At 70.0% G+C, this 21,685-nt stretch carries 24 protein-coding genes; 11 read left to right on the top strand and 13 right to left on the bottom strand.

Annotated features, from left to right (window positions below):
- The 4 genes from FXO23_RS00890 (at position 1) to FXO23_RS00875 (ending at position 5,426) form a co-directional block, all read left to right on the top strand.
- Entirely contained in the window at positions 1-1,848 is a 1,848-nt protein-coding gene (locus FXO23_RS00890) for a dynamin family protein (protein ID WP_425484828.1), read from the top strand.
- Positions 1,849-1,852: 4 nt separating this feature from the next.
- On the top strand, positions 1,853-2,392 hold the full coding sequence (locus tag FXO23_RS50685; RefSeq protein WP_179956629.1) for an Rv0361 family membrane protein: 540 nt from the start codon (positions 1,853-1,855) through the stop codon (positions 2,390-2,392).
- A gap of 92 nt (positions 2,393-2,484) precedes the next feature.
- Positions 2,485-3,186, top strand: a complete 702-nt coding sequence (locus FXO23_RS00880) for a hypothetical protein (protein WP_158879543.1) — start codon at positions 2,485-2,487, stop codon at positions 3,184-3,186.
- A 416-nt stretch (positions 3,187-3,602) separates the two neighbouring features.
- The gene (locus FXO23_RS00875) at positions 3,603-5,426 is read left to right on the top strand and encodes a phosphoenolpyruvate carboxykinase (GTP) (protein WP_158879542.1); all 1,824 of its coding nucleotides are present in this window, start codon (positions 3,603-3,605) and stop codon (positions 5,424-5,426) included.
- Between the two features lie 58 nt (positions 5,427-5,484).
- Here the strand turns inward: FXO23_RS00875 and FXO23_RS00870 are convergent, their stop codons facing one another.
- Positions 5,485-5,973 carry an arsenate reductase/protein-tyrosine-phosphatase family protein gene (locus FXO23_RS00870; protein ID WP_158879541.1) on the bottom strand — a complete coding sequence of 163 codons (489 nt, stop codon included), beginning with the start codon at positions 5,971-5,973 and terminating at the stop codon, positions 5,485-5,487.
- 72 nt (positions 5,974-6,045) lie between these two features.
- Between FXO23_RS00870 and FXO23_RS00865 the strand changes: the two genes are divergently transcribed.
- Positions 6,046-6,927 (top strand): TIGR03621 family F420-dependent LLM class oxidoreductase, encoded by an 882-nt coding sequence (locus FXO23_RS00865; protein ID WP_158879540.1) that lies wholly within the window; start codon positions 6,046-6,048, stop codon positions 6,925-6,927.
- 6 nt (positions 6,928-6,933) lie between these two features.
- On the opposite strand, the gene FXO23_RS00860 is transcribed toward FXO23_RS00865, so the two are convergent.
- A complete protein-coding gene (locus FXO23_RS00860; RefSeq protein WP_158879539.1) occupies positions 6,934-7,836 on the bottom strand; it encodes an SDR family NAD(P)-dependent oxidoreductase in 903 nt (300 codons plus the stop codon).
- An 86-nt stretch (positions 7,837-7,922) separates the two neighbouring features.
- Here FXO23_RS00860 and FXO23_RS00855 point away from each other — a divergent pair, with 86 nt between their 5' ends.
- Positions 7,923-8,519, top strand: coding sequence for a TetR/AcrR family transcriptional regulator (locus FXO23_RS00855; protein ID WP_158879538.1), 597 nt, complete (start codon positions 7,923-7,925; stop codon positions 8,517-8,519).
- Between the two features lie 66 nt (positions 8,520-8,585).
- Here the strand turns inward: FXO23_RS00855 and FXO23_RS00850 are convergent, their stop codons facing one another.
- A complete protein-coding gene (locus FXO23_RS00850) occupies positions 8,586-8,852 on the bottom strand; it encodes a helix-turn-helix domain-containing protein (protein WP_158879537.1) in 267 nt (88 codons plus the stop codon).
- Between the two features lie 184 nt (positions 8,853-9,036).
- On the opposite strand from FXO23_RS00850, the gene FXO23_RS00845 reads away from it, so the two are divergent.
- Positions 9,037-9,207, top strand: a complete 171-nt coding sequence (locus FXO23_RS00845; RefSeq protein WP_158879536.1) for a hypothetical protein — start codon at positions 9,037-9,039, stop codon at positions 9,205-9,207.
- Here FXO23_RS00845 and FXO23_RS00840 read toward each other — a convergent pair.
- Both FXO23_RS00840 and FXO23_RS00835 read right to left on the bottom strand, forming a co-directional pair.
- Positions 9,204-10,811, bottom strand: coding sequence for an alpha/beta hydrolase (locus tag FXO23_RS00840; RefSeq protein ID WP_158879535.1), 1,608 nt, complete (start codon positions 10,809-10,811; stop codon positions 9,204-9,206). The genes FXO23_RS00845 and FXO23_RS00840 overlap by 4 nt on opposite strands.
- 152 nt (positions 10,812-10,963) lie before the next feature.
- Positions 10,964-11,824 carry a septum formation family protein gene (locus FXO23_RS00835; protein WP_158879534.1) on the bottom strand — a complete coding sequence of 287 codons (861 nt, stop codon included), beginning with the start codon at positions 11,822-11,824 and terminating at the stop codon, positions 10,964-10,966.
- Positions 11,825-11,968: 144 nt separating this feature from the next.
- Between FXO23_RS00835 and FXO23_RS00830 the strand changes: the two genes are divergently transcribed.
- From FXO23_RS00830 to FXO23_RS00820, 3 genes are read left to right on the top strand one after another with little or no spacing between them, the layout of a single operon-like run.
- The gene (locus FXO23_RS00830) at positions 11,969-12,247 is read left to right on the top strand and encodes a DUF3311 domain-containing protein (RefSeq protein ID WP_158879533.1); all 279 of its coding nucleotides are present in this window, start codon (positions 11,969-11,971) and stop codon (positions 12,245-12,247) included.
- Positions 12,244-13,887, top strand: coding sequence for a monocarboxylate uptake permease MctP (gene mctP, locus FXO23_RS00825; protein ID WP_158879532.1), 1,644 nt, complete (start codon positions 12,244-12,246; stop codon positions 13,885-13,887). Before FXO23_RS00830 ends, mctP begins: the two co-directional genes overlap by 4 nt.
- 27 nt (positions 13,888-13,914) lie before the next feature.
- Positions 13,915-15,189, top strand: a complete 1,275-nt coding sequence (locus FXO23_RS00820) for an MFS transporter (RefSeq protein ID WP_158879531.1) — start codon at positions 13,915-13,917, stop codon at positions 15,187-15,189.
- Here the strand turns inward: FXO23_RS00820 and FXO23_RS00815 are convergent.
- Genes FXO23_RS00815 through FXO23_RS00800 form a run of 4 tightly spaced genes read right to left on the bottom strand, consistent with a single transcriptional unit; the run spans position 15,113 to position 17,731 of the window.
- Complete coding sequence (locus FXO23_RS00815) at positions 15,113-15,787, bottom strand: hypothetical protein (protein ID WP_158879530.1); 675 nt, start codon at positions 15,785-15,787, stop codon at positions 15,113-15,115. The genes FXO23_RS00820 and FXO23_RS00815 overlap by 77 nt on opposite strands.
- A complete protein-coding gene (locus FXO23_RS00810; protein WP_158879529.1) occupies positions 15,784-17,031 on the bottom strand; it encodes an RNA polymerase sigma factor in 1,248 nt (415 codons plus the stop codon). The genes FXO23_RS00815 and FXO23_RS00810 overlap by 4 nt, the downstream gene beginning before the upstream one ends.
- Positions 17,028-17,372, bottom strand: coding sequence for a YciI family protein (locus FXO23_RS00805; protein ID WP_158879528.1), 345 nt, complete (start codon positions 17,370-17,372; stop codon positions 17,028-17,030). Before FXO23_RS00805 ends, FXO23_RS00810 begins: the two co-directional genes overlap by 4 nt.
- Positions 17,372-17,731, bottom strand: a complete 360-nt coding sequence (locus tag FXO23_RS00800; protein ID WP_158879527.1) for a YciI family protein — start codon at positions 17,729-17,731, stop codon at positions 17,372-17,374. The genes FXO23_RS00805 and FXO23_RS00800 overlap by 1 nt, the downstream gene beginning before the upstream one ends.
- A gap of 81 nt (positions 17,732-17,812) precedes the next feature.
- Here FXO23_RS00800 and FXO23_RS00795 point away from each other — a divergent pair, with 81 nt between their 5' ends.
- Positions 17,813-18,388, top strand: a complete 576-nt coding sequence (locus tag FXO23_RS00795; protein WP_158879526.1) for a peroxidase-related enzyme — start codon at positions 17,813-17,815, stop codon at positions 18,386-18,388.
- On the opposite strand, the gene FXO23_RS00790 is transcribed toward FXO23_RS00795, so the two are convergent.
- The 4 genes from FXO23_RS00790 to FXO23_RS00780 form a co-directional block, all read right to left on the bottom strand.
- Entirely contained in the window at positions 18,385-18,693 is a 309-nt protein-coding gene (locus FXO23_RS00790) for a hypothetical protein (RefSeq protein ID WP_158879525.1), read from the bottom strand. The genes FXO23_RS00795 and FXO23_RS00790 overlap by 4 nt on opposite strands.
- A gap of 2 nt (positions 18,694-18,695) precedes the next feature.
- The gene (locus FXO23_RS00785) at positions 18,696-19,625 is read right to left on the bottom strand and encodes a bifunctional helix-turn-helix transcriptional regulator/GNAT family N-acetyltransferase (protein WP_158879524.1); all 930 of its coding nucleotides are present in this window, start codon (positions 19,623-19,625) and stop codon (positions 18,696-18,698) included.
- A 381-nt stretch (positions 19,626-20,006) separates the two neighbouring features.
- A complete protein-coding gene (locus FXO23_RS50680) occupies positions 20,007-20,156 on the bottom strand; it encodes a hypothetical protein (RefSeq protein ID WP_179956636.1) in 150 nt (49 codons plus the stop codon).
- Between the two features lie 258 nt (positions 20,157-20,414).
- Positions 20,415-21,611 (bottom strand): ATP-binding protein, encoded by a 1,197-nt coding sequence (locus FXO23_RS00780; RefSeq protein WP_158879523.1) that lies wholly within the window; start codon positions 21,609-21,611, stop codon positions 20,415-20,417.
- Positions 21,612-21,685: the final 74 nt, after the last annotated feature.

The following is a 21,685-nucleotide window of genomic DNA, read 5'->3' as shown; positions in this document are numbered from 1 at the left end:
ATTGTGAGCGCCCCCTCCTCGGTCCGCGGTCTCGGCCTGCCCGCCCAGGTCAAACAGGCCCGCGAAGCCCTGCTCGCGCTGCTGCGCGACGCCGATCCGCGGGCCGCCGCCTGGGTGGAGGACATCCGCCGCACCCGGCCGAAACTGCCGTCGGTGGTCGTGGTCGGGGAAACCAACCGGGGCAAGAGCTCGCTGGTGAACGCCCTGCTCGCCACGCCGGGGTTGTCCCCGGTCGACGCGGACGTCGCCACCGCCACCTACCTCGCCTTCGCGCACGCCGAGCAGTGGGCCGCGCAGGCGTGCTATCCCGGTCAGCTCGCGCCGGTCGCGGTTCCGCTCGAGGAACTCGTCCGCTGGGTGTCCGCGTCGCACGAGCTGCCGGAAGGCCAGCTCCCGCCGCGGTACGTCGAGGTGAGCGGCCCCATCCCGCTCCTGGAACGTCTGTCCATTGTGGATACTCCGGGAGTCGGCGGACTGGACTCGGTGCACGGCGAGCTCGCGATGGAGGCCGCGGCCAACGCGACCGCCCTGCTCTTCGTGGTGGACGCCTCCGCCCCCTTCACCTCGACCGAACTGCAGTTCCTGCGCAACATGGGCGACCGGGTCGAGACCGTGCTGTTCGCGCTGTCGAAGACCGATCAGTTCCGCGGCTGGCGGGAGATCCTGGAAGCCGACCGCCGCCTGCTCGCCGAACACGCGCCCCGGTTCGCCGACGCGATGATCCATCCGGTTTCCGCGCGCATGTTCGAGATGGCGGCCAAGGCACCGAACGAGCAGGCCGCCGCCATGCTGCGGGAACGGTCCGGGGTGGCCCAGTTGCAGGGCGCCCTGCAGGAACTGCTCGTCGGCCGGTCGGCGATGCTCGGCGAGGCCAATACGCTGCGGGCGCTGTCCAGCGCGCTCGGCGAGCAGCACACGAAACTTCTCGGCGAGCGCCGCGCGCTGTCCTCGGGCGAGGCCGAGGCCGAATCGCTGCGCGAGCGCCGGGACGTCCTGACCGCCGAGCGCCGGTCGTCGACCCGCGGGTGGCAGCTCAAGCTCCGCGGGGAGATCCAGCGGACCCGGGTCGAGATCGGGCACGAGGGCGCCCGCCAGATGCGTGACGCGCAGGCCCACTTCCGGCAGCGGATCGACGCGGCGAAGCGCGACCAGCTCGCCGAACTGCCGCAGCAGGTGGACCTCGCGCTGCAGAGCATCTCGCACCAGGTCTCGGTCGCGCTGGCCGAACGGCTCAACCAGGTCACCAACGTCGCGCTGGCCGAACTGTTCTCGGCCGAGGAACTCGACGTCATCCGCGCCCAGTTCGCCCGCGCCGGCGGGCCGCCCGTGGTGCTGCGGCCGCCGGACAAGCGCCCGCCGACCGCCGAGGACAAGCTGCTGGTGTTCATGGGGGTCTCCGGCGGGGTCGGCGCGGGCAAGGTCGCCGCGCTGCCGCTGGCCGGGGTGGCGATCCTCAACCCGGTGGTGCTCCCGGCGACGATCATCATCGGCCTCGGCGCGGGCTGGTGGATGGCGCGGACCCGGCGGCACGCGGCCGACAAGCAGCACCTGAAGCAGTGGCTCGTCGAATCGATCGCGGACGCCCGGTCCACCCTGGACCAGCTCGTCGCCGAGCAGCTGATCGAAGCCGAACAGCAGTTGTCGCTGGCCCTCGACGAAGCGCTCGGCCGGCGCATCGACGCGATCGAGGCCGAACTGAAGGAAGTCGACAAGGCCATCAAGATGGGCGCCCAGGAACGGGCGAAGCAGCTCGCCGTGGTCGGCAAGCGGCTCAAGGAGGTCGCCGAGGGCCGGGATCGGGCCGAAGCGCTGCTTGCCCGGATCCGCACGCTGCGCGACCAGGGGTGAACCGATGACTTATCCGCCAGGTCAGCCGGGACCGTACGGCCAGCAACCGCCGTACGGTCAGCAACCGGGCGGCCAGCCCTACTACGGCCGGCAGCCGGGGCCGTACGGCTACGGTCCGCCGCCGAAGAAGAGCAACACCGGGCTCATCATCGGCCTGGTGATCGGCTTGGTGGTCCTGCTCGGCGGTGGCGCGGCCGCGGTGATCCTGCTGCTCGGCGACTCGGGACCGGACTCCGATCCGGTGCCGGTCGCGCAGGCCTACGCCGACGCGGTCAACAGCCGGGACGTCAACGCGATGGCCAACGTGCTGTGCGACGCGCCGACCGACAAGGAGAAGCAGGACTGGCTCGCCGGGCTGAACCAGAAGTCGGTGCGCATCCTGCGGGTGGAGAAGCAGAGCGAGGGCGGGACCTCGGCTTACGTGCTGCTCCACTACACCCAGCGCGGTTCGCGCCCGGAGTCGAAGCTGATGCTCGCGCTGGACTGGAAGGGCGAGCGGTGGTGCCACCAAGGCTTCCTCTCCACTACCGGGTTGCCCAGCTAGCGGATCGGTTGTGCACGGGAACCGAACCGGCCTACGGTGAGTCATAATTCTCGACAGCGCAAACGGAGAGCCTCAAAGAGGGGGAGTTCGGCGTGTGGGTCGACGAGAGTGGCGGCACGGAAACCACCGACACGGGCGCCTCGGGTGAGATGGAAGTCACCGTCGAGGGTCAGGAGTACACCGCGCAGGTGAACTTCGACATCGACGAAGACGGCACCAACGACACCGTGCGCATCGAGAACGAGGACGGCACGATCACCGGGTACACCGACACCGACGGTGATGGTGACGCCGACCAGTACCTGCACATCGACGCACAGGGCAACGTCCTGGAGAGCGCGCGGTTCGACGAGGCCAGCGGCGACTGGATCGCCACCGACGGCGGTGGCCAGGACAGCACCGACTCCCAGACCAGCTCCAGCGGCGGGATCACCGCGGACATGCGGGAGGGGGACGTCAACGTCGGCCCGGCCACGGTGGACTCCAACCACGACGGCACCAACGACACCGCGGTCGTGGAGGACTCCGAGGGCAACACCCGGATGTTCACCGACGTCGACGGCGACGGGAAGGCCGACGTCCAGACGATCATCACGCCGGACGGCGAGACGCACACCTACAACCACACCGGCGACGGCGAGTGGACCGAGGTCCCGGGCGCCAGCGGCGTGGTGGGTGGCGACGCCGCACCGGCCGCGGACAGCGACGCGGTCTGGGGCGGGGGCGGCCACGACACCGTCGAGGGCGTCGCCAAGATCGACTCGGCGACCGGTCAGTGGATCAGCCAGAACTGATCCGCGCTCCGAATTCCCGAAGGCCCGGCACGGCTTCCCCGTGCCGGGCCTTTGTTTTCGTTGCCCCATTGGTGGGAGACGGGCGTCACAATTCGGCGGCGAGTCGCGCTCATTTCCGGATCGGAAAACGCCGCCGCGGGGACGTATCGCCGGATTGTCCAAGTCGCCGAACAGGAAAGTCTTTCTCTCTGGCCCGATTCAGCAAGATCTGAATCGATTCCCTTATCGTTCCTGTGAGAGAACCGACAGGCCAGCCCTCGGTTACCTGCCGGTCACCCGGCTACTCTCGGAGAATCCCAAAATCTGCACACCGGTTCGCAGCCGGTGTGCGAAGCCATTCGGTCGCCGGCAAAGGAGCCCGCATCCGGACAACGTCGTTCGGTGTGGGCTCTTGTCGTCGGAGTCAAGGAGAAGAGATGACTGCAGTAGCCATCCCCGGACTGGACAAAGCGCCGACCTCGCACAGTGGCGTGCTGTCCTGGGTGCGGGAGGTCGCTGAGCTGACCACCCCGGACCGAGTGGTGTGGGTGGACGGCTCCGACGAAGAAGCCGCACGGATCAACGCCGAACTCGTCGAAGCCGGCACGTTCGTGCCGCTGAAGTCGAAGCCGAACTCCTACTGGGCCGCCTCGGACCCGAGCGACGTCGCGCGGGTCGAGGAGCGCACCTTCATCTGCTCCGAAAAGGAGGAGGACGCCGGGCCGACCAACCACTGGATGGACCCGGTCGAGATGAAGGCGACCATGACCGAGCTCTACCGGGGCTGTATGCGCGGTCGCACCATGTACGTCATCCCGTTCTGCATGGGACCGCTCGGCGACGAGAACCCGAAGCTCGGCATCGAGATCACCGACTTCGCCTACGTGGTGGCGTCGATGCGGGTGATGACCCGGGCCGGTAAGGCCGCTTTGGACAAGTTCGTCACCGAGGACGGCACCGAACGGGACTTCGTGCCCGCGCTGCACTCGGTCGGCAAGCCGCTGGAGCCGGGCGAGCAGGACGTGCCGTGGCCGTGCAACGACACCAAGTACATCACGCACTTCCCGGAGACCCGCACGATCTGGAGCTACGGCTCGGGCTACGGCGGAAACTCGTTGCTGGGCAAGAAGTGCTACTCGCTGCGCATCGGTTCGGTGATCGCGCGCGACGAGGGCTGGCTCGCCGAGCACATGCTGATCCTCAAGCTGATCTCCCCGGAGAACAAGGCGTACTACGTCGCGGCCGCGTTCCCGAGCGCCTGCGGCAAGACCAACCTCGCCATGCTGCAGCCGACGATTCCCGGCTGGCGCGCGGAAACCCTCGGCGACGACATCGCGTGGATGCGGTTCGGCGAGGACGGCCGCCTCTACGCGGTCAACCCGGAGTTCGGCTTCTTCGGCGTGGCGCCGGGCACCGACTACCACACCAACCCGAACGCGATGCGCACCATCGAGCAGGGCAACACCGTGTTCACCAACGTCGCGCTGACCGACGACGGGGACATCTGGTGGGAGGGCATGGAGAACACGCCCGCGCACGCGACCTCGTGGAAGAAGCAGGACTGGACCCCGGATTCCGAGGAGAAGGCCGCGCACCCGAACTCGCGGTACTGCACGCCGATGTCGCAGTGCCCGATCCTCGCGCCGGAGTGGGACGACCCGAAGGGCGTGCCGATCTCGGCGATCCTGTTCGGCGGCCGCCGCAAGACCACGGTCCCGCTGGTGAACGAGGCCCGCGACTGGCAGCACGGGGTGTTCATGGGCGCGACCATGTCGTCGGAGAAGACCGCGGCCGCGGCCGGCACGGTCGGCGAGGTGCGCCGCGACCCGATGGCCATGCTGCCGTTCCTCGGCTACCACGCCGGTGACTACTTCCAGCACTGGCTGGACCTCGGCAAGAACGCCGACGCGGCGAAGCTGCCGAAGATCTTCTACGTGAACTGGTTCCGCCGCGGCGAGGACAAGCGGTTCCTGTGGCCGGGATTCGGCGAGAACTCACGCGTGCTCAAGTGGATCATCGAGCGGATCGAGGGCAAGGCGTCGGCCGTGGAGACCCCGGTCGGGTTCGTGCCGCGCGCCGAGGACCTGGACACCGAGGGCCTGACCGAGCCGATCGAGGACATCCAGGCCGCGCTCGAGGTGCGCCCCGAGGAGTGGCGCGAGGAGCTGCCGCTGATCGAGGAGTGGTTCGCGAAGATCGGCGACAAGGTGCCGTCCGCGCTGCGTGACGAGCTGGAGGCCCTCCGCCAGCGCCTCGGCTGACTCGCCCGCGCTTTCATGAGGGGACCCCTCCGGACAGAATTCGTCTGGAGGGGTCCCCTCATGAAATCAGGCGGGGAACGAGGGTGTCGACGAGCGCTTTGATCTCCTGGGCGCAGGAGAGGTAGGCCTCGGCGGCCTGGCCGCCCGGATCGTCGACGTCCTCCCAGGGTTCGAGGTGCGCGGCGGCGGGGTTCAGCGCGGCGACCCGATCGCGCAGCGGTTCCGGACCGGCGGGCAGGTCGCGGGCCAGGCGTTTCAGGGTGACGGCTTTCGCGGCGCCGGTGGGCAGGCGGCGCCGGACGTACCGGACGTTGTCGGTTTCCAGGCCGACGATCACGTCCGCCGCCGCGACGTGATCCGCCCGCAACTGGGTCGGCGAATGGCCGTGGTGGTCGAGGCCGACCGAGATCAGCGCGTCCCGGGTGCGGAACGACATCGGCAGTCCTTCGAGGACGATCGTGCCCGCGGTGACCACCCGCAGCGCCGGGCACGCGGCCGCCACCAACCGGCCCGCGAGCACCGAACGGGTCGCGTTCCCGTTGCACACGAACAGAAGCGTCCCGAGTGGATGCACCAGAACATCATGCACGGCCGGGTGCGCCGGGTGTAGATATGGATCATGACCTCGCACCCGTTCCGCTTCGGTGTCAACATGCTCGTCCCGTCCTCCCGCGAAGAATGGGTGGCGAAATGCCGCCGGGCCGAGGAACTCGGCTACGACGTGGTCACGGTCGCCGACCACCTCGGCATGCCCGCGCCCTTCCCCGCGCTGGTGCTCGCGGCCGAGGCCACCGAACGCGTGCGCCTGGGCACCTTCGTGCTGAACGCGCCGTTCTACAACCCGGCGCTGCTCGCCCGGGACGTGGCCGCGACCGACCAGCTCACCGGCGGCCGGATCGAACTCGGCCTCGGCGCGGGATACGTGCGGGCCGAGTTCGAAGCGGCGGGGATGCCGTTCCCGCCCGCGCGCGAACGCGTGGACCACCTGGAACGCACCATCCTCGAGCTGAAGCGCCTTTACGCCGATCCCGGGTACCAGCCGCGACCCAGCCAGGACCCGGGACCGCCGCTGCTGCTCGCCGGGCGCGGCGACCGCCTGCTCCGGCTCGCCGCCGAACACGCCCGGATCATCGCCTTCTCCGGCGCCGCCCCGAGCCGCGACGGCGAGTTCCCGGCCCTGGCCGACGCGGACGCGGTCGACGAACGCGTCGAGTACGTCCGCGGCCTGCTCGGTGACCGCGCCGAGGAGACCGAGTTCAACATCCTGGTGCTGCGGCTGGTGGCCCCCGGCGAGCGCGAGGCCTTCCTCGAGGAGGCCCGGCCGTACCTGGGCGACATCGCCGGGGACCGGATCGACGAGATGCCCACGTTCCTGTTCGGCACCCCGGAACGGATGGCCGAACGGCTGCGGGAACGCCGCGAACGGTTCGGGTTCAGCTATCTGAACGTGACCGAGGACAACATGGAGAAGTTCGCGCCGGTCATGGAAGCCCTGCGCTGAGCCGGATCAGTCCCGTTCGCCGCGGGCGCTGGAGGTGTCCTCCCCGCGCCGGAACGCCGCGCTCAGCACCGCGTCGATCGGTCCACTGAGGACGGACGAGGTGGCGGACGCCAGCGGGGTCCACCACGGTTCCACGGATTTCGGCCGCCGCACGATCGCGTCGCACACCACCGCGCCGGCGCGGTCCGGGGACATGGCGGGAACCCGCCGCAGGCTCGGCGTCGGCGCGCTCATCCGGGTGCGCACGAGTCCCATGTAGACATTCGTGGTGGCGATGCCGTCCCCGCGGACCTCCAGGGCCATGCTGCGCATCCACACGTCCAGCGCGGCCTTCGACGCCTGGTAGGCGCCCCAGCGCGGGGCCGGGGGCATGCCGCGCACGCCCTGGGTGGACACCGTGACGACGTGGCCGGACCGCCGGGCGCGCATCGACGGCAGCAGGCCGAGGGTGAGCCGGACCGGGGCCAGGTAGTTGATGCCGATGGTGCGCTCGAAGTCCTGCGGCCGGTCGTAGGACAGTTCGACGGAGCGCCGGATGGACTTGCCCGCGTTGTTGACCAGCACGTCGACGTGGCCGTGCTCGTCGAGCACCCGTTTGACCAGCCCGTCGATCTCGTCGCCGTCGGTCAGGTCGACCGGGTGGACGTGCGCCGTGCCGCCCGCCGCCGTGATGCCGCGGGCCACCTCGGCGAGCCGATCCTCGGTGCGGGCGACCAGCAGCACGGTGGCCCCGGCCGCGCCCAGCTGCCGCGCGGTCGCCTCGCCGATGCCGAAGGACGCGCCGGTGACCAGCACGGTCCGGCCGCGCACCGCGCGGGCCAGCTCCTCGCGGGTCGACCGGGGATGCATGGTGACCAGGCGGTTCGCCGATCGCCAGGCGGCCCGGCGTGCGCGGTCCAGCGGGGACATGGGGCCTCCCAGTTGAGATAACGCCACTATGTGAATAGGAACGTAATCTGGGTAGTGTCGAATTGTCAACGGATACGATCGAGCCCATGCCCCGCCTGACCCGTGCCGAAAGCCAGGCCCGCACGCGCGAGCGGTTGATCGAAACCGCGCGCGAGCTGTTCCTGCGCGACGGCTACCTCGCGACCTCGCTGTCCAAGGTCGCCGAGGAAGCGGGCTACTCCACCGGCGCGGTGTACTCGAACTTCGAGGGCAAGAGCGCGCTCGCGCTGGTCGTGCTGGACCGGATCCGCGACGAGACGCTGAGCGCGGTCGCGGAGATCTTCGCCGAGGAAGGCGACATCGAGGAGAAGCTGACCGCGTTCGAGAAGTGGGCGGAGACCACATTGGACGGTGGCTGGCCCCGGGTGGAGCTGGAGTTCGCGCTGGAGGCGCGGCAGGAGCCCGCCCTGGTCGGCGCGCTCGCCGACCGGCAGCGCTCGCTGGTCGGCCTGATCGCGAAGTCGATCGACCGGCAGCTGCCCCGGCTCGGCCTGGACGGGCTGCTGCCGTCGAAGGCGCTGGCCCGGAGCTTGGTGAGCCTCGCGGTCGGGGTGGCGATCCAGCGGATGGTCGACCCGAAGGTGCCGGTCTCCGGCCTCACCGACCTGATCCGCGCCGCCTTGGCCGCCACCCCCCGCCGCTAGGTGCGCACTTTCGGGTGACCCGAGGTATCCACAACGGGTCTGTCCGGTCCCTTGGGATAAGCGCGGTCAGGCCGAGAGGGGTGGGGCGTTGGAGACCGAGGTGGCGTCGCGGAGGGCGTCGAGCGGGAGGCCGACGGCGTCGGCGACGGCGACGACCGTGAAGAACGCCGGGGTGGGGATGCGCCCGGTCTCGATCTTGCGCAGGGTCTCCACCGAGATCCCGGCCTCGGCGGCCACCTGCACCATGCTCCGCTCGCCCCGCGCCGCGCGGAGGGCGGAGCCGAGGCGCTCGCCGCGCTCGCGTTCGGCTTCGGTCAGCGGCACTCGCACCATGCCGCCAATAGTAGTACCCAACTTGCCCACAGCCTGTGGACAACTCTGTGCACAGCCTGTGGAGGCCAACCGCTCGCAACCAGAAAGCAATCCGGAGTTTCGCAACGCTCCGCATGGTCGCCACGTCTGACTGAGTGACGGCGGCCACCCGGTCGCCGCGCGGACCGGGCGAAAGGAGGTCCGAATGTTGCTCGCCGCAGCCGCGATGCTGGTCCTCGCGCTGGGTGCCGTGCTGCTCGTGGTGCTCACCGAATTCCTCGGATCGGCGTCCGCCGGACCGGACGAGCCGGGCGCCCACGAAGAGGGCCCCGCCGAGCCGGAGCTCGACGGGGCCCAACAGCCGCGTACGCCCTAGTTGGCGGGCGGCACCGGAAGCGGCATGCCCGGCAGGCTCTGGTCGTTCGGGACGATCCCGTCGACCAGGTACTGCTCCACGACCTTGTCCACAGCCGCGTTCCCGCCGGCGTAGATGCCGTGGTCACCCTCGTTGGTGACGGTGATCATCCGCGAACCGGCGAACGCCTGGTGCGCCCGGGTGGCGCCCTCGATCGGGGTGGCCGGGTCGTGCGTCGACTGCACGATCAGCACCGGGGACACGCCCTTGCCGTCCAGCACGGGCAGCGGCCTCGGCTGGTTCTTCCAGAAGATGCACGGCTGGATCAGCCAGCCCGCGCCCAGCAGCGGCAGGTCCTGGTCGATGAGCCGCTGCGACTGCTTGATCACGCTCGAGCGGTTCCCGGTCCACGGCCCCTCGTTGCAGGGGATGGTCCAGAAGCTCGCGTCGTACGCGTCGTCGTAGTCGCTCGGCACCATCAGCGGCTGCGGGCCGCTCGCCTTCTCGTCGGCCTTGCGGGCCTTGACCTGCTGCGCGGCGGCGGTCTTCTGGTCGGCCGGGGCGGTGCCCTGGGTCAGCGTGCGCACGTTGACCAGGTAGGAAGCCAGGCCGGGGAAGGCCCGCTTGCTGTAGATCTGCGACGCGATGTACGAGTCCAGCTCGTTCGCCGACAGCTTCTTGCCGTCGATCTCCACCGGGTTCTGGGTCAGCGCGTAGCGGACCTGCTCGTAGGTCTGCCGGGCCGCCTCACCGGTGGCGCCGAAGTGGTACTTGTTGTCGTAGGTCGCCATCCACGGCAGGAAGTCCTGCCGCCAGCGCCGCTCGAAGCCCAGCGGCTGCCAGTCGAACGACTTCTGCCAGGTCGTGGTGAACTCGGTCGCCGAGTCCAGCACGAACTTGTCCGCCCGCGTCGGGAACGCCTGCGCGTAGTGCGAGCCCAGCCAGGTGCCCGCCGAGTAGCCGACCCAGTTGATCTTGTCGCGCTTGAGCAGCACGCGCAGCAGGTCGATGTCCTTGACCGTCTGGTACGTGTTGATCAGCGGGCCCAGCTCGCCGGACTTGGCCTGGCAGGAGTTCGCCGCGTACTTGGTGGCGTCCAGGATCAGGTTCAGGTTCGGGCGGCTGCGGTCCCGCGGGTCCAGGCTGCTGCCGGTGCCGATCGCGCCACCGCACGTGATGTTCGTGCTCTTGCCGGTGCCGCGCGGGTCGAAGCCGACGATCTCCTGGTGCGCCCGCAGCTTGGCCTGGTTGCGCAGGCGCGCCGGGAAGCTCCGGCCGGGCGCGCCGGGGCCGCCGGGGTTGGTGACGACGCTGGCGGTCGCCTGCCCGGTCGCCTTGAGGCGGCTGACCGCGATGGTGAGGTCGATCTTGTCCTCGGTGCGGTCCCAGTTGCGCGGCGACTGGTAGGTGGCGCATTCGATGCCTTCGGCCCCGGGCGGCGGCGGGGCCGGGAGCTCGTCACCGGTGCACTTGTGCCAGTCGAGCGTCTGGTCGGCGTAGCGCGCCGGGATGTTCGTGGAGTTCAGCGGTTGTCCGGCCGGACCGGCGGCGAAGGCCGGAGTGAACCCCGCCAGCATGGTGCCGGCCACGGCCGGAATCACCATCGCATAGCGCAGTCTTGTCATACTTTGCCCCTTTTTGGTTAATGGCATTCGAAGCGCGGCGGGCCCGACTCCAGCCCCCTCACCTCGCAAAACGCCGCAGGTGCCCTCGCGACTGGTACTTGATATCTGCCACCGAGCCCGGAAGCAACCGCCCTTGGTCGGGTGCCTGGGTGTCATTTTGGCAACGGCCCAGTGCCGATTCCGCGTAATGGGCGATTCACCGGAACCTGTGTTTCGGCGAAACAGACCAGATACGTGTTGCCGTTCGCGTACTGCTCCGCGCCGGGCCAGCGCCAGGCGTAGAAGACCTCCACGCGGCCGTCCGGGATGCCGAGATAACCGTCGACGCGGGGTTTGCAGTGCGGCTGGCCGAGCTGGTTGACGGCGTCGGCCGACGGCGGCGCCCCGCCCGGCGCACCCAGGCTGAGCACCCCGGGCACGCTCTCCGCGACGTGCGGCGTGTCGCACGGGACCCGCCGCAGCGCCGGGCCGCTGGCCTTCGCCGACGAGCAGAGCTGGAACCGGAACATCCCGTCACCGCTCAACGCGCCGCGCAACGATCCGGTCCGGGGCGCCGCCTTGCCGTCCAGGCCCAGGTCGGACACCCCGCACAGCCGCCAGCGCTGGCCCTGGTCCCACTGCTCGCGGGTGGGCCAGCCCAGCCACGCGTCCAGCGAGGTCGCCGGGAACTCGGCGCTGCCCAGGTAGCCGGGCAGCACCGCGTAGCAGCCCGGCAACTCCGCGCGGAGCACGGCCGCGGGCTCCGGGTAGGCGGCCCCGGGCCCGGCGGCGAGCGTGCCGACCGCGGTGATCTCGATGGTGTGCGGTTCGGTGCAGGGCAGCGGCGCGATGCCGGTGTCCCGGACGCACTGACCCGCCTGCGGCAGCACGGTCCGCTTCGGCGCGGAGTCGTCGGCGACCGACGCGGGATGCGGCAGCGGCTGGGCGGTGCCACCGGTCGTGCTCGTGCAGGCACCCAGCGCCACCAGGGCGAGCGCCAGCGCACCAACCAGGCGCCAACGCCCGCCGCCCATCACGCACCCCCCGGATTTGTGAACCTCGCCAGACTTTAGCGAGGCGCTGATCAAATCGATATCGGACTGGCGTGACGTGACCCGTCCGAGGTCTTAGGGTCAAGCGGCATTATTCGCCGGGAACCGCGTCAAGAGTGAGGCCGCATGTCGACTGGTAAGGCGGGCGGGAAGGTGAGCGGGCTGCAGTTCAGCCCGTGGAACCTCCTGCTCCTGCTCCCCCTGTGGATCCTGATCACCCCGTTGTACAACCGCACGGGGCCGGCCTTGTTCGGCATGCCGTTCTTCTACTGGTGCCAGTTCCTCGGCATCGCCCTCGGCGTGGTGTGCACCTCGATCGTGTACGTCAAGACGAAGTCGAAGCCGACGGTCGCCAAACCGGACACCACGGACGTCGACGAACTCGACGAGGGGAGCGCCCGGTGAACGACCTGCACTGGACCGAGCTGATCATCTTCGTGCTGTTGTTCGCGGTGGTCACCGTGCTCGGGTTCGTGGCCGCGCGGTGGAAGGCCGGGGCCACCCTGGACCACCTGGACGAATGGGGGCTCGGCGGCCGGAAGTTCGGCTCCTGGATCACCTGGTTCCTGATCGGCGGCGACCTCTACACCGCGTACACCTTCGTCGCGGTGCCCGCGCTGCTGTTCAGTGCCGGGGCGACCGGGTTCTTCGCGCTGCCCTACACGATCATCGCGTACCCGATCGTCTTCCTGCCGCTGCTGCGGTTGTGGTCGGTTTCCCGCGCGCGCGGTTACGTCACGCCCGCCGACTTCGTGCGCGGGCGCTACGGCTCCTCGGTGCTCGCGCTGCTGGTCGCCATCACCGGGATCGTGGCGACCATGCCCTACATCGCGCTGCAGCTGGTGGGCCTGGAATCGGTGCTGCGGACCCTGGGTTTCAACGGTTCCGGGATCCTCGGCCACCTGCCGCTGCTGATCGCGTTCGTCGTGCTGGCCGTGTACACCTACCAGTCCGGCCTGCGCGCCCCCGCGCTGATCGCGTTCGTCAAGGACATCCTGATCTACATCGTGATCATCGTCGCGGTGCTCTACCTGCCGAGCAAACTCGGTGGCTGGGACGTGATCTTCGGCGCGGCGGACAAGAAGTTCACCGAATCGAAGGCGGCCAGCGACGGCATTCTGCTCAACGCCAACAACCAGCTGCAGTACGCCACGCTCGCGCTCGGGTCCGCGCTGGCGCTGTTCCTGTACCCGCATTCGGTGACCGGCGTGCTGGCCTCGCGCGGGCGGAACGTGATCAAGCGGAACATGTCCGCGCTGCCCGCGTATTCGTTGCTGCTGGGCCTGCTCGCGCTGCTCGGTTACGTCGCGGTCGCCGCGGGCACCAAGGCGCTGACCAACCAGGCGACCGGCCGCGCCGACACGAACACGATCGTGCCCAAGCTGTTCGAGGAGCAGTTCCCGTCCTGGTTCGCCGGGATCGCGTTCGCCGCGATCGGGATCGGCGCCCTGGTCCCGGCGGCGATCATGTCGATCGCGGCGGCGAACCTGTGGACCCGCAACGTCTACAAGGAGTACATCAAGCGGGACGCCACCCCGCGGCAGCAGGCGAAGCAGGCCAAACTCGCCTCGCTGATCGTGAAGTTCGGCGCGGTGGCGTTCATTCTCTTCATCGACCCGCAGTTCTCCATCGATCTGCAGCTGATCGGCGGGGTGATGATCCTGCAGACGCTGCCCGCGGTCGCGATCGCGTTGTACACGCGCTGGTTCCACCTCTGGGGCCTGGTCGCGGGCTGGGTCGTCGGGATGGGCTGGGGCATGCTGCTGCTCTACGACATCCCGAACCCGGCGAGCGGCAAGCTGCACTTCGGCGGCTCCGCCCTCGCGCTGGAGAAGATCAACCTGTTCGGCTGGCATCCGTTCGGCGGTTCCCAGGTGCAGATCTACGTCGGCGTGGTGGCCCTGCTGGCCAACCTGATCGTGGCCGCGATCGTCACCTTCATCGCCCGCGCGGTGAAGGCGGCCAACGGCACCGACGAAACCGAGGGCGTCGACTACCACGTGGACGAGGACGACAAGGACCTGCGGCCGATCGCCGTGCACTAGCCGGGAGCTGGGGGAAAGGAGGGCCCGGTGACGTCGGTTCGCCCAGCCGGGTTCGCACGTGTCGTCGGCGCCGGGGTCGTCGGCACCACCGTCGAGTTCTTCGACTTCTTCCTGTACGCCGCCGCGGCGACCGCGATCTTCCCGAAGGTGTTCTTCCCGAACACCGTCGGCCTGCTCGGGGTGCTCGCCGCGCTGGTCACCTACGCGCTCGGGTTCTTCGCGCGGCCGCTCGGCGGGGTGATCTTCGGGCACTTCGGCGACAAACTGGGCCGCAAGCGGCTGCTGGTGATCAGCCTGCTGATGATGGGCGTCGCCTCGGCGCTGATCGGCGTGCTGCCCGGTTACGCGCAGATCGGGATCACCGCGCCGATCCTGCTCACCGTGCTGCGCCTGGTACAGGGGTTCGCGCTCGGCGGGGAGTTCGGCGGCGCGGTGATCCTGGTGGCCGAGCACGGTCCCCCGGCGCGCCGCGGGTTCTGGACCGCGTGGCCGCAGACCGGCGGCCCGCTCGGCAACCTGCTCGCGAACGGCGCGCTGACCCTGGTGGCCTGGCTGACCACGGACGCGCAGTACGGCTCGTGGGGCTGGCGATTGCCGTTCCTCGCCTCCCTGGTGATTGTCGCGATTGGACTGTGGATCCGGTTGCGGGTGGAGGAATCCCCGCTGTTCGCCGAGACCGCGAAGGCGGAGAAGACCGCGCGCGCCCCGATCCTGGCGGTGTTCGCCCGCCATCCGCGCCCGCTGTTCAGCGCGTTCGCCGCGCGGCTCGGCGAGAACGCGGCGTTCTACGTGTTCACCATCTTCCTGCTGGTCTACGCGCAGCACATCGGCGTGCCCAAGGGGGTGGCGACCGGCGCGGTCACCGTGGGTTCGGTGGTGCAGGTGCTCGGCATGCTCGCGGGCGGGGCGCTGTCCGACCGGTTCGGCCGCCGCGCGGTCGCGGTCGTCGCCGCGGTGCTCGCCGCCGGGTGGACGCCCGCGTTCTTCGGCCTGGTGGGGAGCAAGGACCAGGCGGCGGTGTTCGTCGCGGTGGCGGTCGGGTTGCTGCTGCACGGCGTGCTCACCGGGGCCCAGTCGGCGTTCTACGCGGAACTGTTCACCACCGAACTGCGGTACTCCGGGGTTTCGCTCGGGTACCAGGCGGCCACCGTGTTCTCCGGCGCGGCGGCCCCGCTGCTCGGCACCGCGTTCCTGCGCGGTACCGGTACCGCGGTTCCGGTGGTGCTCATGCTGGTGGGCTGCCTGGCGCTGACGGTCGTGGGAATGCTGGTGGCCGGGGAGACTCGGCGGACCCGGCTCTGAGGATGGCGGCCCGGGAGACCAGGTAGAGCACGCAGCCGTTGAGCAGGTGCCAGAGGAAATGCGTGCCGATTGGCAGGTGGCCGCACACCGCGTGGTCCGCGGTCCGCAACGACAGGGAAACCGCGAAGATCCCGCCCACCACCGCGAACCGTGACCAGTCCGGGTCGCGGCGGGCGGCCAGGATCGCGGCGAGCCCGAACAGGCCGAGCAACGCGGGCAGGTAGCCGCCGCCCGCGTATGCGACCGGGACGGCGAAGGCGGTGAACAGCGGTGCCGCGAGCCAGGCGAACCGCCACCGCACGCCGAGGAAGACCCGCGTGAAGCAGACCGCGTAGTAGAGCACGAACACGAGGATGAAACCGGTGTCGGCGGCGGCGCCCCAGCGGGTGGCGAAGGTGTGGAACGCCGTGCTGGCGGCGAAAACCAGCCCGACCAGGGGCCCGAGCGCACGCACCGGCCCGGGCGAGTTCCGGCCGAGCCGCCAGATCGCGACCGTGGCGACCAGGAACGCCAGGTTGCTCACCGCGTTGAGCGGTTCGCCCCAGAACCCCGGTGCCACGCGTTCGCAGTAGCCGTCGACGTACTCGGTCCAGCTCACCCGTCCCGGTCTATCAGCTCGAGGTCAACGGCACCTGAACACTCGGCGAGGCGGCGGCGGAGGAACCGGCGCTGCGGTTCGGCGGCGGGCAGGGTGAGCGCGTGGCGGAAGTACGCGGCCGCCCGGTCCGGTTCGCCCGCCCGCGACCAGAGCGTGCCGAGCGCCGCCGGGAGCAGCGCGTACCCGGCGAGCCGCGGATGATCCTCCAGCCGCTCCAGTTCGGCGATCCCTTCGGGCACCCCGTGCGCCATGGCCAGCGCGATCGCCCGGTTCAGCCGGGCGACCGGGGAATCCCGCAGTTCGAGCAGCCGGTCGTAGAGCCCGAGGACGCGCGGCCAGTCGGTTTCCGCCGCGGTGTGGCAGACCGCGATGGCCGCTTCCACGTGGTACGCGGACTCCGCGGGCCCGGTGCAGGCGGCGGCGAAGACCCGGATGCCTTCGGCGATCATCGCGTGGTCCCAGCGGTCGCGGTCCTGCTCGCCGAGCAGGAGGAGGTCGCCGTCCGCGTCGACGCGCGCGGGCAGGCGGCTGCCCTGCAGCAGCATCAACGCGAGCAGGGCACGCGCGCGGGGCAGTTCGGTGCGGCGGTCGGTGAGCAGCAGGCGGCACAGCCGGATGGCCTCGCCGCACAGTTCCCCGCGTACCGCCACCTCGCCGACCGTGGCGTCGTAGCCCTCGTTGAACAGCAGGTACAGCACCGAAAGCACACTGTCCACTCTGGACTCAAGGGTTTCCGGGCCGGGCAGTTCGACCGGCTGCCCGGCCGCGCGCAACCAGCGTTTGGCCCGGGCCAGCCGTTGTTCCACGGTGGCCGGTCGGGTCAGCAGCGCGGCCGCGATCTCGCGCACGCCGAGCCCGCCGACGGTTTTCAGGGTGAGCGCCACCCGGGACGCCGGGGGCAGTTCGGGATGGCAGCACAGCACCATCAGCGCGAGTTCGTCGTCCCCGGCGCGGACCTCGTCGGCACAGCCGAGCCCGGCCAGCGCGGGCAGTTTGGCGCGCAGCGTGTCCTCGCGGCGCAACAGGTCCACGGCCCGGTTGCGCGCGGTCCGGAACAGCCAGCCGCCCGGATTCTCCGGCACCCCGCTCTGCGGCCAGATCCGCAACGCCTGCACCAGCGCGTCGGCGACCGCGTCCTCGGCCAGATCCAGCCGTTCCGGCCCGAGGACGCGGGCCAGCGTGGCGGTGATCCGCCCGGCGCTGTGCCGGAACAGGTGCTCCACCACGCCGGCCGGTGCGGTCACCGCAGGGTCACCTCCCGGACCTCCAGGAATCCGTAGTCGAGGTGCGGATGCGTGCGGAACACCGCGATCGCCTCGTCCAGGTCGGCCGCCTCGATCTCGGCGTACCCGCCGATCACCTCGGCTGCCTCGGCGAACGGCCCGTCGCTGACCAGCACGTCGCTTTCCTTCTTGCGGAGGACCTTCGCTTCCGACGCGAGGCCCACGCCGCCGCGGTACCGGCCCTGGGCGCGGACTTCTTCGTCCCAGGCGGCGTACCGTTCCAGGGCCCGCTCCGCCAGTTCGGGATCGGCCCAGTCCGGATGCTCACCGCCGCCGACCGCGAACCCCACGAACCTCGGCATCACGCCTCACATCCCGCTTCGCCGATCTTGCGGACCTCCATCGAACCGAAGTCCAGATGCGGGTGGCTGCCGAAGATCTTCTCCGCCTCGTCCAGATCCGCCGCCTCGATCACCAGGAATCCCCCGACGATCTCGGCGGCCTCGGTGTACGGCCCGTCGCTGGCCTCGAGTTCGCCCCCGGCCCGGCGCAGCACCCGGCTCTTGCTGACGGACAGGCCGCCGCCGCCCACCGGGTTGCCCGCCTTGTCCAGGTCTTCGCTCCAGGCGAGGTAGCGCTCCAGCGTGCGCTGCGCCTCGTCCGGGCTCATCCCGGCCCGCGCTTGGCCGGCCTCCCGCAGGAAGGCCACGTATTTCGGCATGTCTCCTCCAACCTTCGAGGTGTCAAAGCGCTACCTAGACGAACGAGCGCGCCGGGAACTGACACCGCTAGCGTGGCAGTCATGAGCGATCAGGTGAGCAGATTCCCGGTCGTCGAACCGGACGGGTTGCCCGAGGACCTGCGCGAGCGGATCGGGGCGATCGCGGAGAAGTCCGGGTTCGTGCCGAACATCTTCCGCGCGCTGGGGCACCGCCCGGCCGAGCTGCGGGCGTTCCTGGACTACCACGACGCGTTGATGGAACGGTCCGAAGGGCTGAGCAAGGCCGAGCGGGAACTGGTCGTGGTGGCGACCTCGGGCGCGAACCACTGCACCTACTGCGTGGTCGCGCACGGCGCGATCCTGCGCATCCGGGCGAAGGACCCCCAGCTCGCCGACCGCGTGTCCAGCAACCCGTGGCAGGTGGAGCTGGACGAGCGCGGCCGCGCGATCGTGGACCTCGCGCTGGCCCTGGCGCACGACTCGGCGACCTTCGGCGAACCCGATCTGGACGCGGCCCGGGCCGCCGGGCTCACCGACGACGAGATCTGGGACGTCGGCGCGATCACCGCGCTGTTCGCGATGTCCAACCGGCTCGCGCACCTCACGGCGCTGCGCCCGAACGACGAGTTCTACCTGCTCGGGCGCGTGCCGCGCTAGAACCGGTAGAACGCGGTGTGCAGGTCCCGCTGAACCTCGTACATCCGGATCACCCAGGCCAGCAGGCGCGAGATCAGCCGCCGCGGATGCCGGTACGCGCGCACCCAGAGCGAGGGCACGTGCGGCGGGATCCGCGGATCGGGCCGCGGGGTGAACGCGTCGCCGGTGAGCACGACGACGGTGTGCCCGTGCGGGCAGGCGCCGGTCACCGAGATCATCCCGGGGGCGAGGTTGTGTACCCAGTCGACCTCGTCCACACCGAGTAAGGTCCGGCGATCGCAGGTCGGGCAGTACACGACGAACACGGTTACAACTCCAACCGCCAGAACTGCTTGGTCAGCTCGGGCCCGAATCCGTGTTCCGGCGCCTGCGACACGAGCTGGAATCCGGCCCGCTGGTAGATCTTGCGGGCGGCGGTGAGCACGGAGATCGTCCACAGCTCGACCGCGCTGTGCCCGCTCGCGCGGGCGAATTCGATGCATTCGGCGACCAGGCGCCTGCCGACGCCGAGCCCCCGTGCGCTCGGTTCCACAATCAGTAAACGCAGCTGGGCGGTCTTCTCATCCCGCCCGGGCATGCAGAACACGCTGCCGACCCGCTCGCCGTCGACTTCGGCGATCCAGCCCGCCTGCCGCGGGTTGCCCCGGCCCTCCAGGAAGTCGGCGGCGACCTTGGCGACCAGCGCCTCGAACCGGGCGTCCCACCCGTACTCCTCGGTGTACAACGCCCCGTGCCGCTGCACGACCCAGCCCAGGTCCCCCGCCCGCGGCGGCCGCAACACCAGCGTCGGATCCCGGCGTTGCTCCCCGACCAGCTTGCTGACGGTGTCCATCGACCGCAGCAGCCGCTGCTGGTCGTCCTCGGTCAACCGCCGCAGCAGGCCCCCGATCTGATCCTGCGTCCGATCTTCGAGCGACCGCTGGGCCGCCCGCCCCTCCTCGGTCAACCAGGCGATCTGCCGCCGCGCGTCCTCCGGCGACCGATCCCGCCGGAGCAACCCCCGGGACTCCAGCTTCCCCAGCAACCGGCTCGCATAGCCCCCGTCGAGCCCCAGCTCCCGCCGCAGATCGGCGACCTCGGTGACCTCCCGCTGCGCCAGCTCGAACAGCACCCGAGCCTCACTCAACGAGAACGGCGTCCCCACCATCTCCTCGTCAAGCACCCCGATAACCCGGGTGTAAAGCCGGTTGAATGCCCTGACCGCCGCAACCCGCTCCGCCAACTCGACGCCATTCACTTGACCACCTCAACCATTTCCCTTGACAAGGTCAAGCATATGGCCACACGTCGGCAACGCAAGTGATTTAAAAGGACTTTCGGGACCGATGCTGGTCCAAGATCATCGCGCCCAGCGCTCGCCAAGGCGCGGAGCTCGTAACGCGGGGGTGTGGGGGGTCGCCCCCCACAACGAACAGGTCGGCGGGAAGCTGCAGGCCCGCCAGGGCCGCAGCGAACACGCCGAATATGGAAACCCCGTGATGCTGCCAGGTCGGGGGTCCGCCAGCATCACGGGGTCAACTGGGGTATCGACGCCGTAGTCGGTGGCGTTACACCCCATGCTCTATGTGTCGTAGGTCACTCGTTTGGGTGGTATTTGCACCCGTTGGTGTGGCCCGGGTCAGCGCATGTGCGGCTGGCGGGCCTGGGCGATCGCGATGAGCTCCTGACGAACGGTCGCGGTGGCCGCGTTGTCGATCGCCCGGTTCAGCGCCCGGCGAGTGCGAGCCTCGGCGCGGCGGGCACGGAGCTTGGCGGCGATGTTGTTCATCGGTTTCGGTATCCCCTTGAGTCTCGGTGGCTGTGCCTCTAGTATGCACCTTTTTTCACAAGGTCGCCAACGATTATCCGGTGACATGGCACACTTGCCGATGAATCGTCGGCGAAGTGGCGGGTTTTCCGATCAAACTTCGTGGCCCTGGTCACGTTGAGGTAACGTCTGGGCCTGTCTGGGCGATTATCGCCAGCAAGCTAGACAGCGCTAGAGAGCCGTATGAGCGGCTAGCGAACCCGAGAAACCGGCCCGGCCTCAGTCGTCGGCGCGGCCGAGCAGGTAGTGCCCGAAGTGCGGCACGGTGAAGGCGATGTGTCCCCGCTCGGCGGAGTACACCAGCCCCTTCTTCATCAGGCTGTCCCGCGCCGGGGACAGCGACGAGGGTTTGCGGCCCAGGTAGACCGCCACGTCCGAGGTGCCCGCGGGTTCGTCCCGGCCCTGGGTCAGCTCGGCCATCGCCAGCAGGTACTCGCGTTCGGCCGGGGTGGCGCGTTCGTACCGCGAGCCGAAGAAGCCGACCGCCAGTTCCGATTCCGCCTCCGGCGCGGCCACCTGGACGTCCTGGACCGTGATCGGGTCCGCGGGCGCCGCGTCCCAGGCGGCCTTGCTGTATGCCTGGATGAAATACGGGTAACCGCCGGACGCGTCGAACAGCGCGTCCAGGGCTTCCGGCTCTATCCCGGCTTCCTCGCGCTCTATCGGGGCGAGCACCGCGTGGTCGGCGTCGCCGCGGTCCAGGCGGTCGATGCGCGCGTACCGGAAGAGCCGCTCGGAGTAGGACTTCGACGCGGACAGCACCGCGGGCACATGCGGCAGCCCGGCGCCGACCACGACCAGCGGTGCGCCCGACTGGGACAGTTCGTGGCACGCGGCGCACAGGGCGGAGACGTCGTCCGGGCCCAGGTCCTGGATCTCGTCGATCAGCAGCGCGACCCCGGTGCCCACGTCCGCGGCGAGCTCGGCGACATCGGTGAACAGCTCCACCAGATCGATCTCGATGTCCCCGGAATCCGCCCGGCCCTGCGCCGCGGGGACGTCGATCCCGGGCTGCCAGCGGTCGCGGAGCTTCGCGTCGGGTTTGTTCGCCCGCAACGCGAACGCCTTGAGCACGGCCAGCACCTGCTCGACCCGGTCCGGCGCCCGGTGCCGCACGGCGAGGTCCCGGATCGCCCGGTGCAGCGCGGCCGACAGCGGCCGGCGCAGTTCGGCGTCCGGGCGCGCCTCGATCTTCCCGGCGCCCCAGCCGTGCCGGACGGCCATCGACCGCAGCTCGCCGAGCAGCACGGTCTTGCCGACCCCGCGCAGTCCGGTCAGCACCAGGCTGCGCTCCGGCCGCCCCCGGGCGACACGTTCCAGCACGACCTCGAACGCCTTGAGTTCGCGCACACGCCCGGCGAGCTCGGGCGGCCGCTGCCCGGCGCCCGGTGCGAAGGGGTTGCGGATCGGGTCCACCCTAGGACCGTATCGACCTTTCTAGCGAAAGCCCGATATTCGTCCAGAATCCGCTACCGGCGTGTCATGAGGGG

Origin of the sequence: Amycolatopsis anabasis (assembly GCF_009765355.1) — a bacterium.
GTDB lineage: Bacteria > Actinomycetota > Actinomycetes > Mycobacteriales > Pseudonocardiaceae > Amycolatopsis > Amycolatopsis anabasis.
This window is presented reverse-complemented; position numbering and strand designations above follow the sequence as displayed.

Coding starts and splice junctions, on each gene's coding strand:
- FXO23_RS00855 (WP_158879538.1), top strand. CDS start 7,923: ATGCCCCGCCTGACCCGTGCCGAAAGCCAGGCCCGCACGCGCGAGCGG.
- FXO23_RS00805 (WP_158879528.1), bottom strand. CDS start 17,372: ATGCCGAGGTTCGTGGGGTTCGCGGTCGGCGGCGGTGAGCATCCGGAC.
- FXO23_RS00875 (WP_158879542.1), top strand. CDS start 3,603: ATGACTGCAGTAGCCATCCCCGGACTGGACAAAGCGCCGACCTCGCAC.
- FXO23_RS00845 (WP_158879536.1), top strand. CDS start 9,037: ATGTTGCTCGCCGCAGCCGCGATGCTGGTCCTCGCGCTGGGTGCCGTG.
- FXO23_RS50680 (WP_179956636.1), bottom strand. CDS start 20,156: ATGAACAACATCGCCGCCAAGCTCCGTGCCCGCCGCGCCGAGGCTCGC.
- FXO23_RS00800 (WP_158879527.1), bottom strand. CDS start 17,731: ATGCCGAAATACGTGGCCTTCCTGCGGGAGGCCGGCCAAGCGCGGGCC.
- FXO23_RS00835 (WP_158879534.1), bottom strand. CDS start 11,824: ATGGGCGGCGGGCGTTGGCGCCTGGTTGGTGCGCTGGCGCTCGCCCTG.
- FXO23_RS00795 (WP_158879526.1), top strand. CDS start 17,813: ATGAGCGATCAGGTGAGCAGATTCCCGGTCGTCGAACCGGACGGGTTG.
- FXO23_RS50685 (WP_179956629.1), top strand. CDS start 1,853: ATGACTTATCCGCCAGGTCAGCCGGGACCGTACGGCCAGCAACCGCCG.
- FXO23_RS00850 (WP_158879537.1), bottom strand. CDS start 8,852: ATGGTGCGAGTGCCGCTGACCGAAGCCGAACGCGAGCGCGGCGAGCGC.
- FXO23_RS00840 (WP_158879535.1), bottom strand. CDS start 10,811: ATGACAAGACTGCGCTATGCGATGGTGATTCCGGCCGTGGCCGGCACC.
- FXO23_RS00830 (WP_158879533.1), top strand. CDS start 11,969: ATGTCGACTGGTAAGGCGGGCGGGAAGGTGAGCGGGCTGCAGTTCAGC.
- FXO23_RS00865 (WP_158879540.1), top strand. CDS start 6,046: ATGACCTCGCACCCGTTCCGCTTCGGTGTCAACATGCTCGTCCCGTCC.
- FXO23_RS00860 (WP_158879539.1), bottom strand. CDS start 7,836: ATGTCCCCGCTGGACCGCGCACGCCGGGCCGCCTGGCGATCGGCGAAC.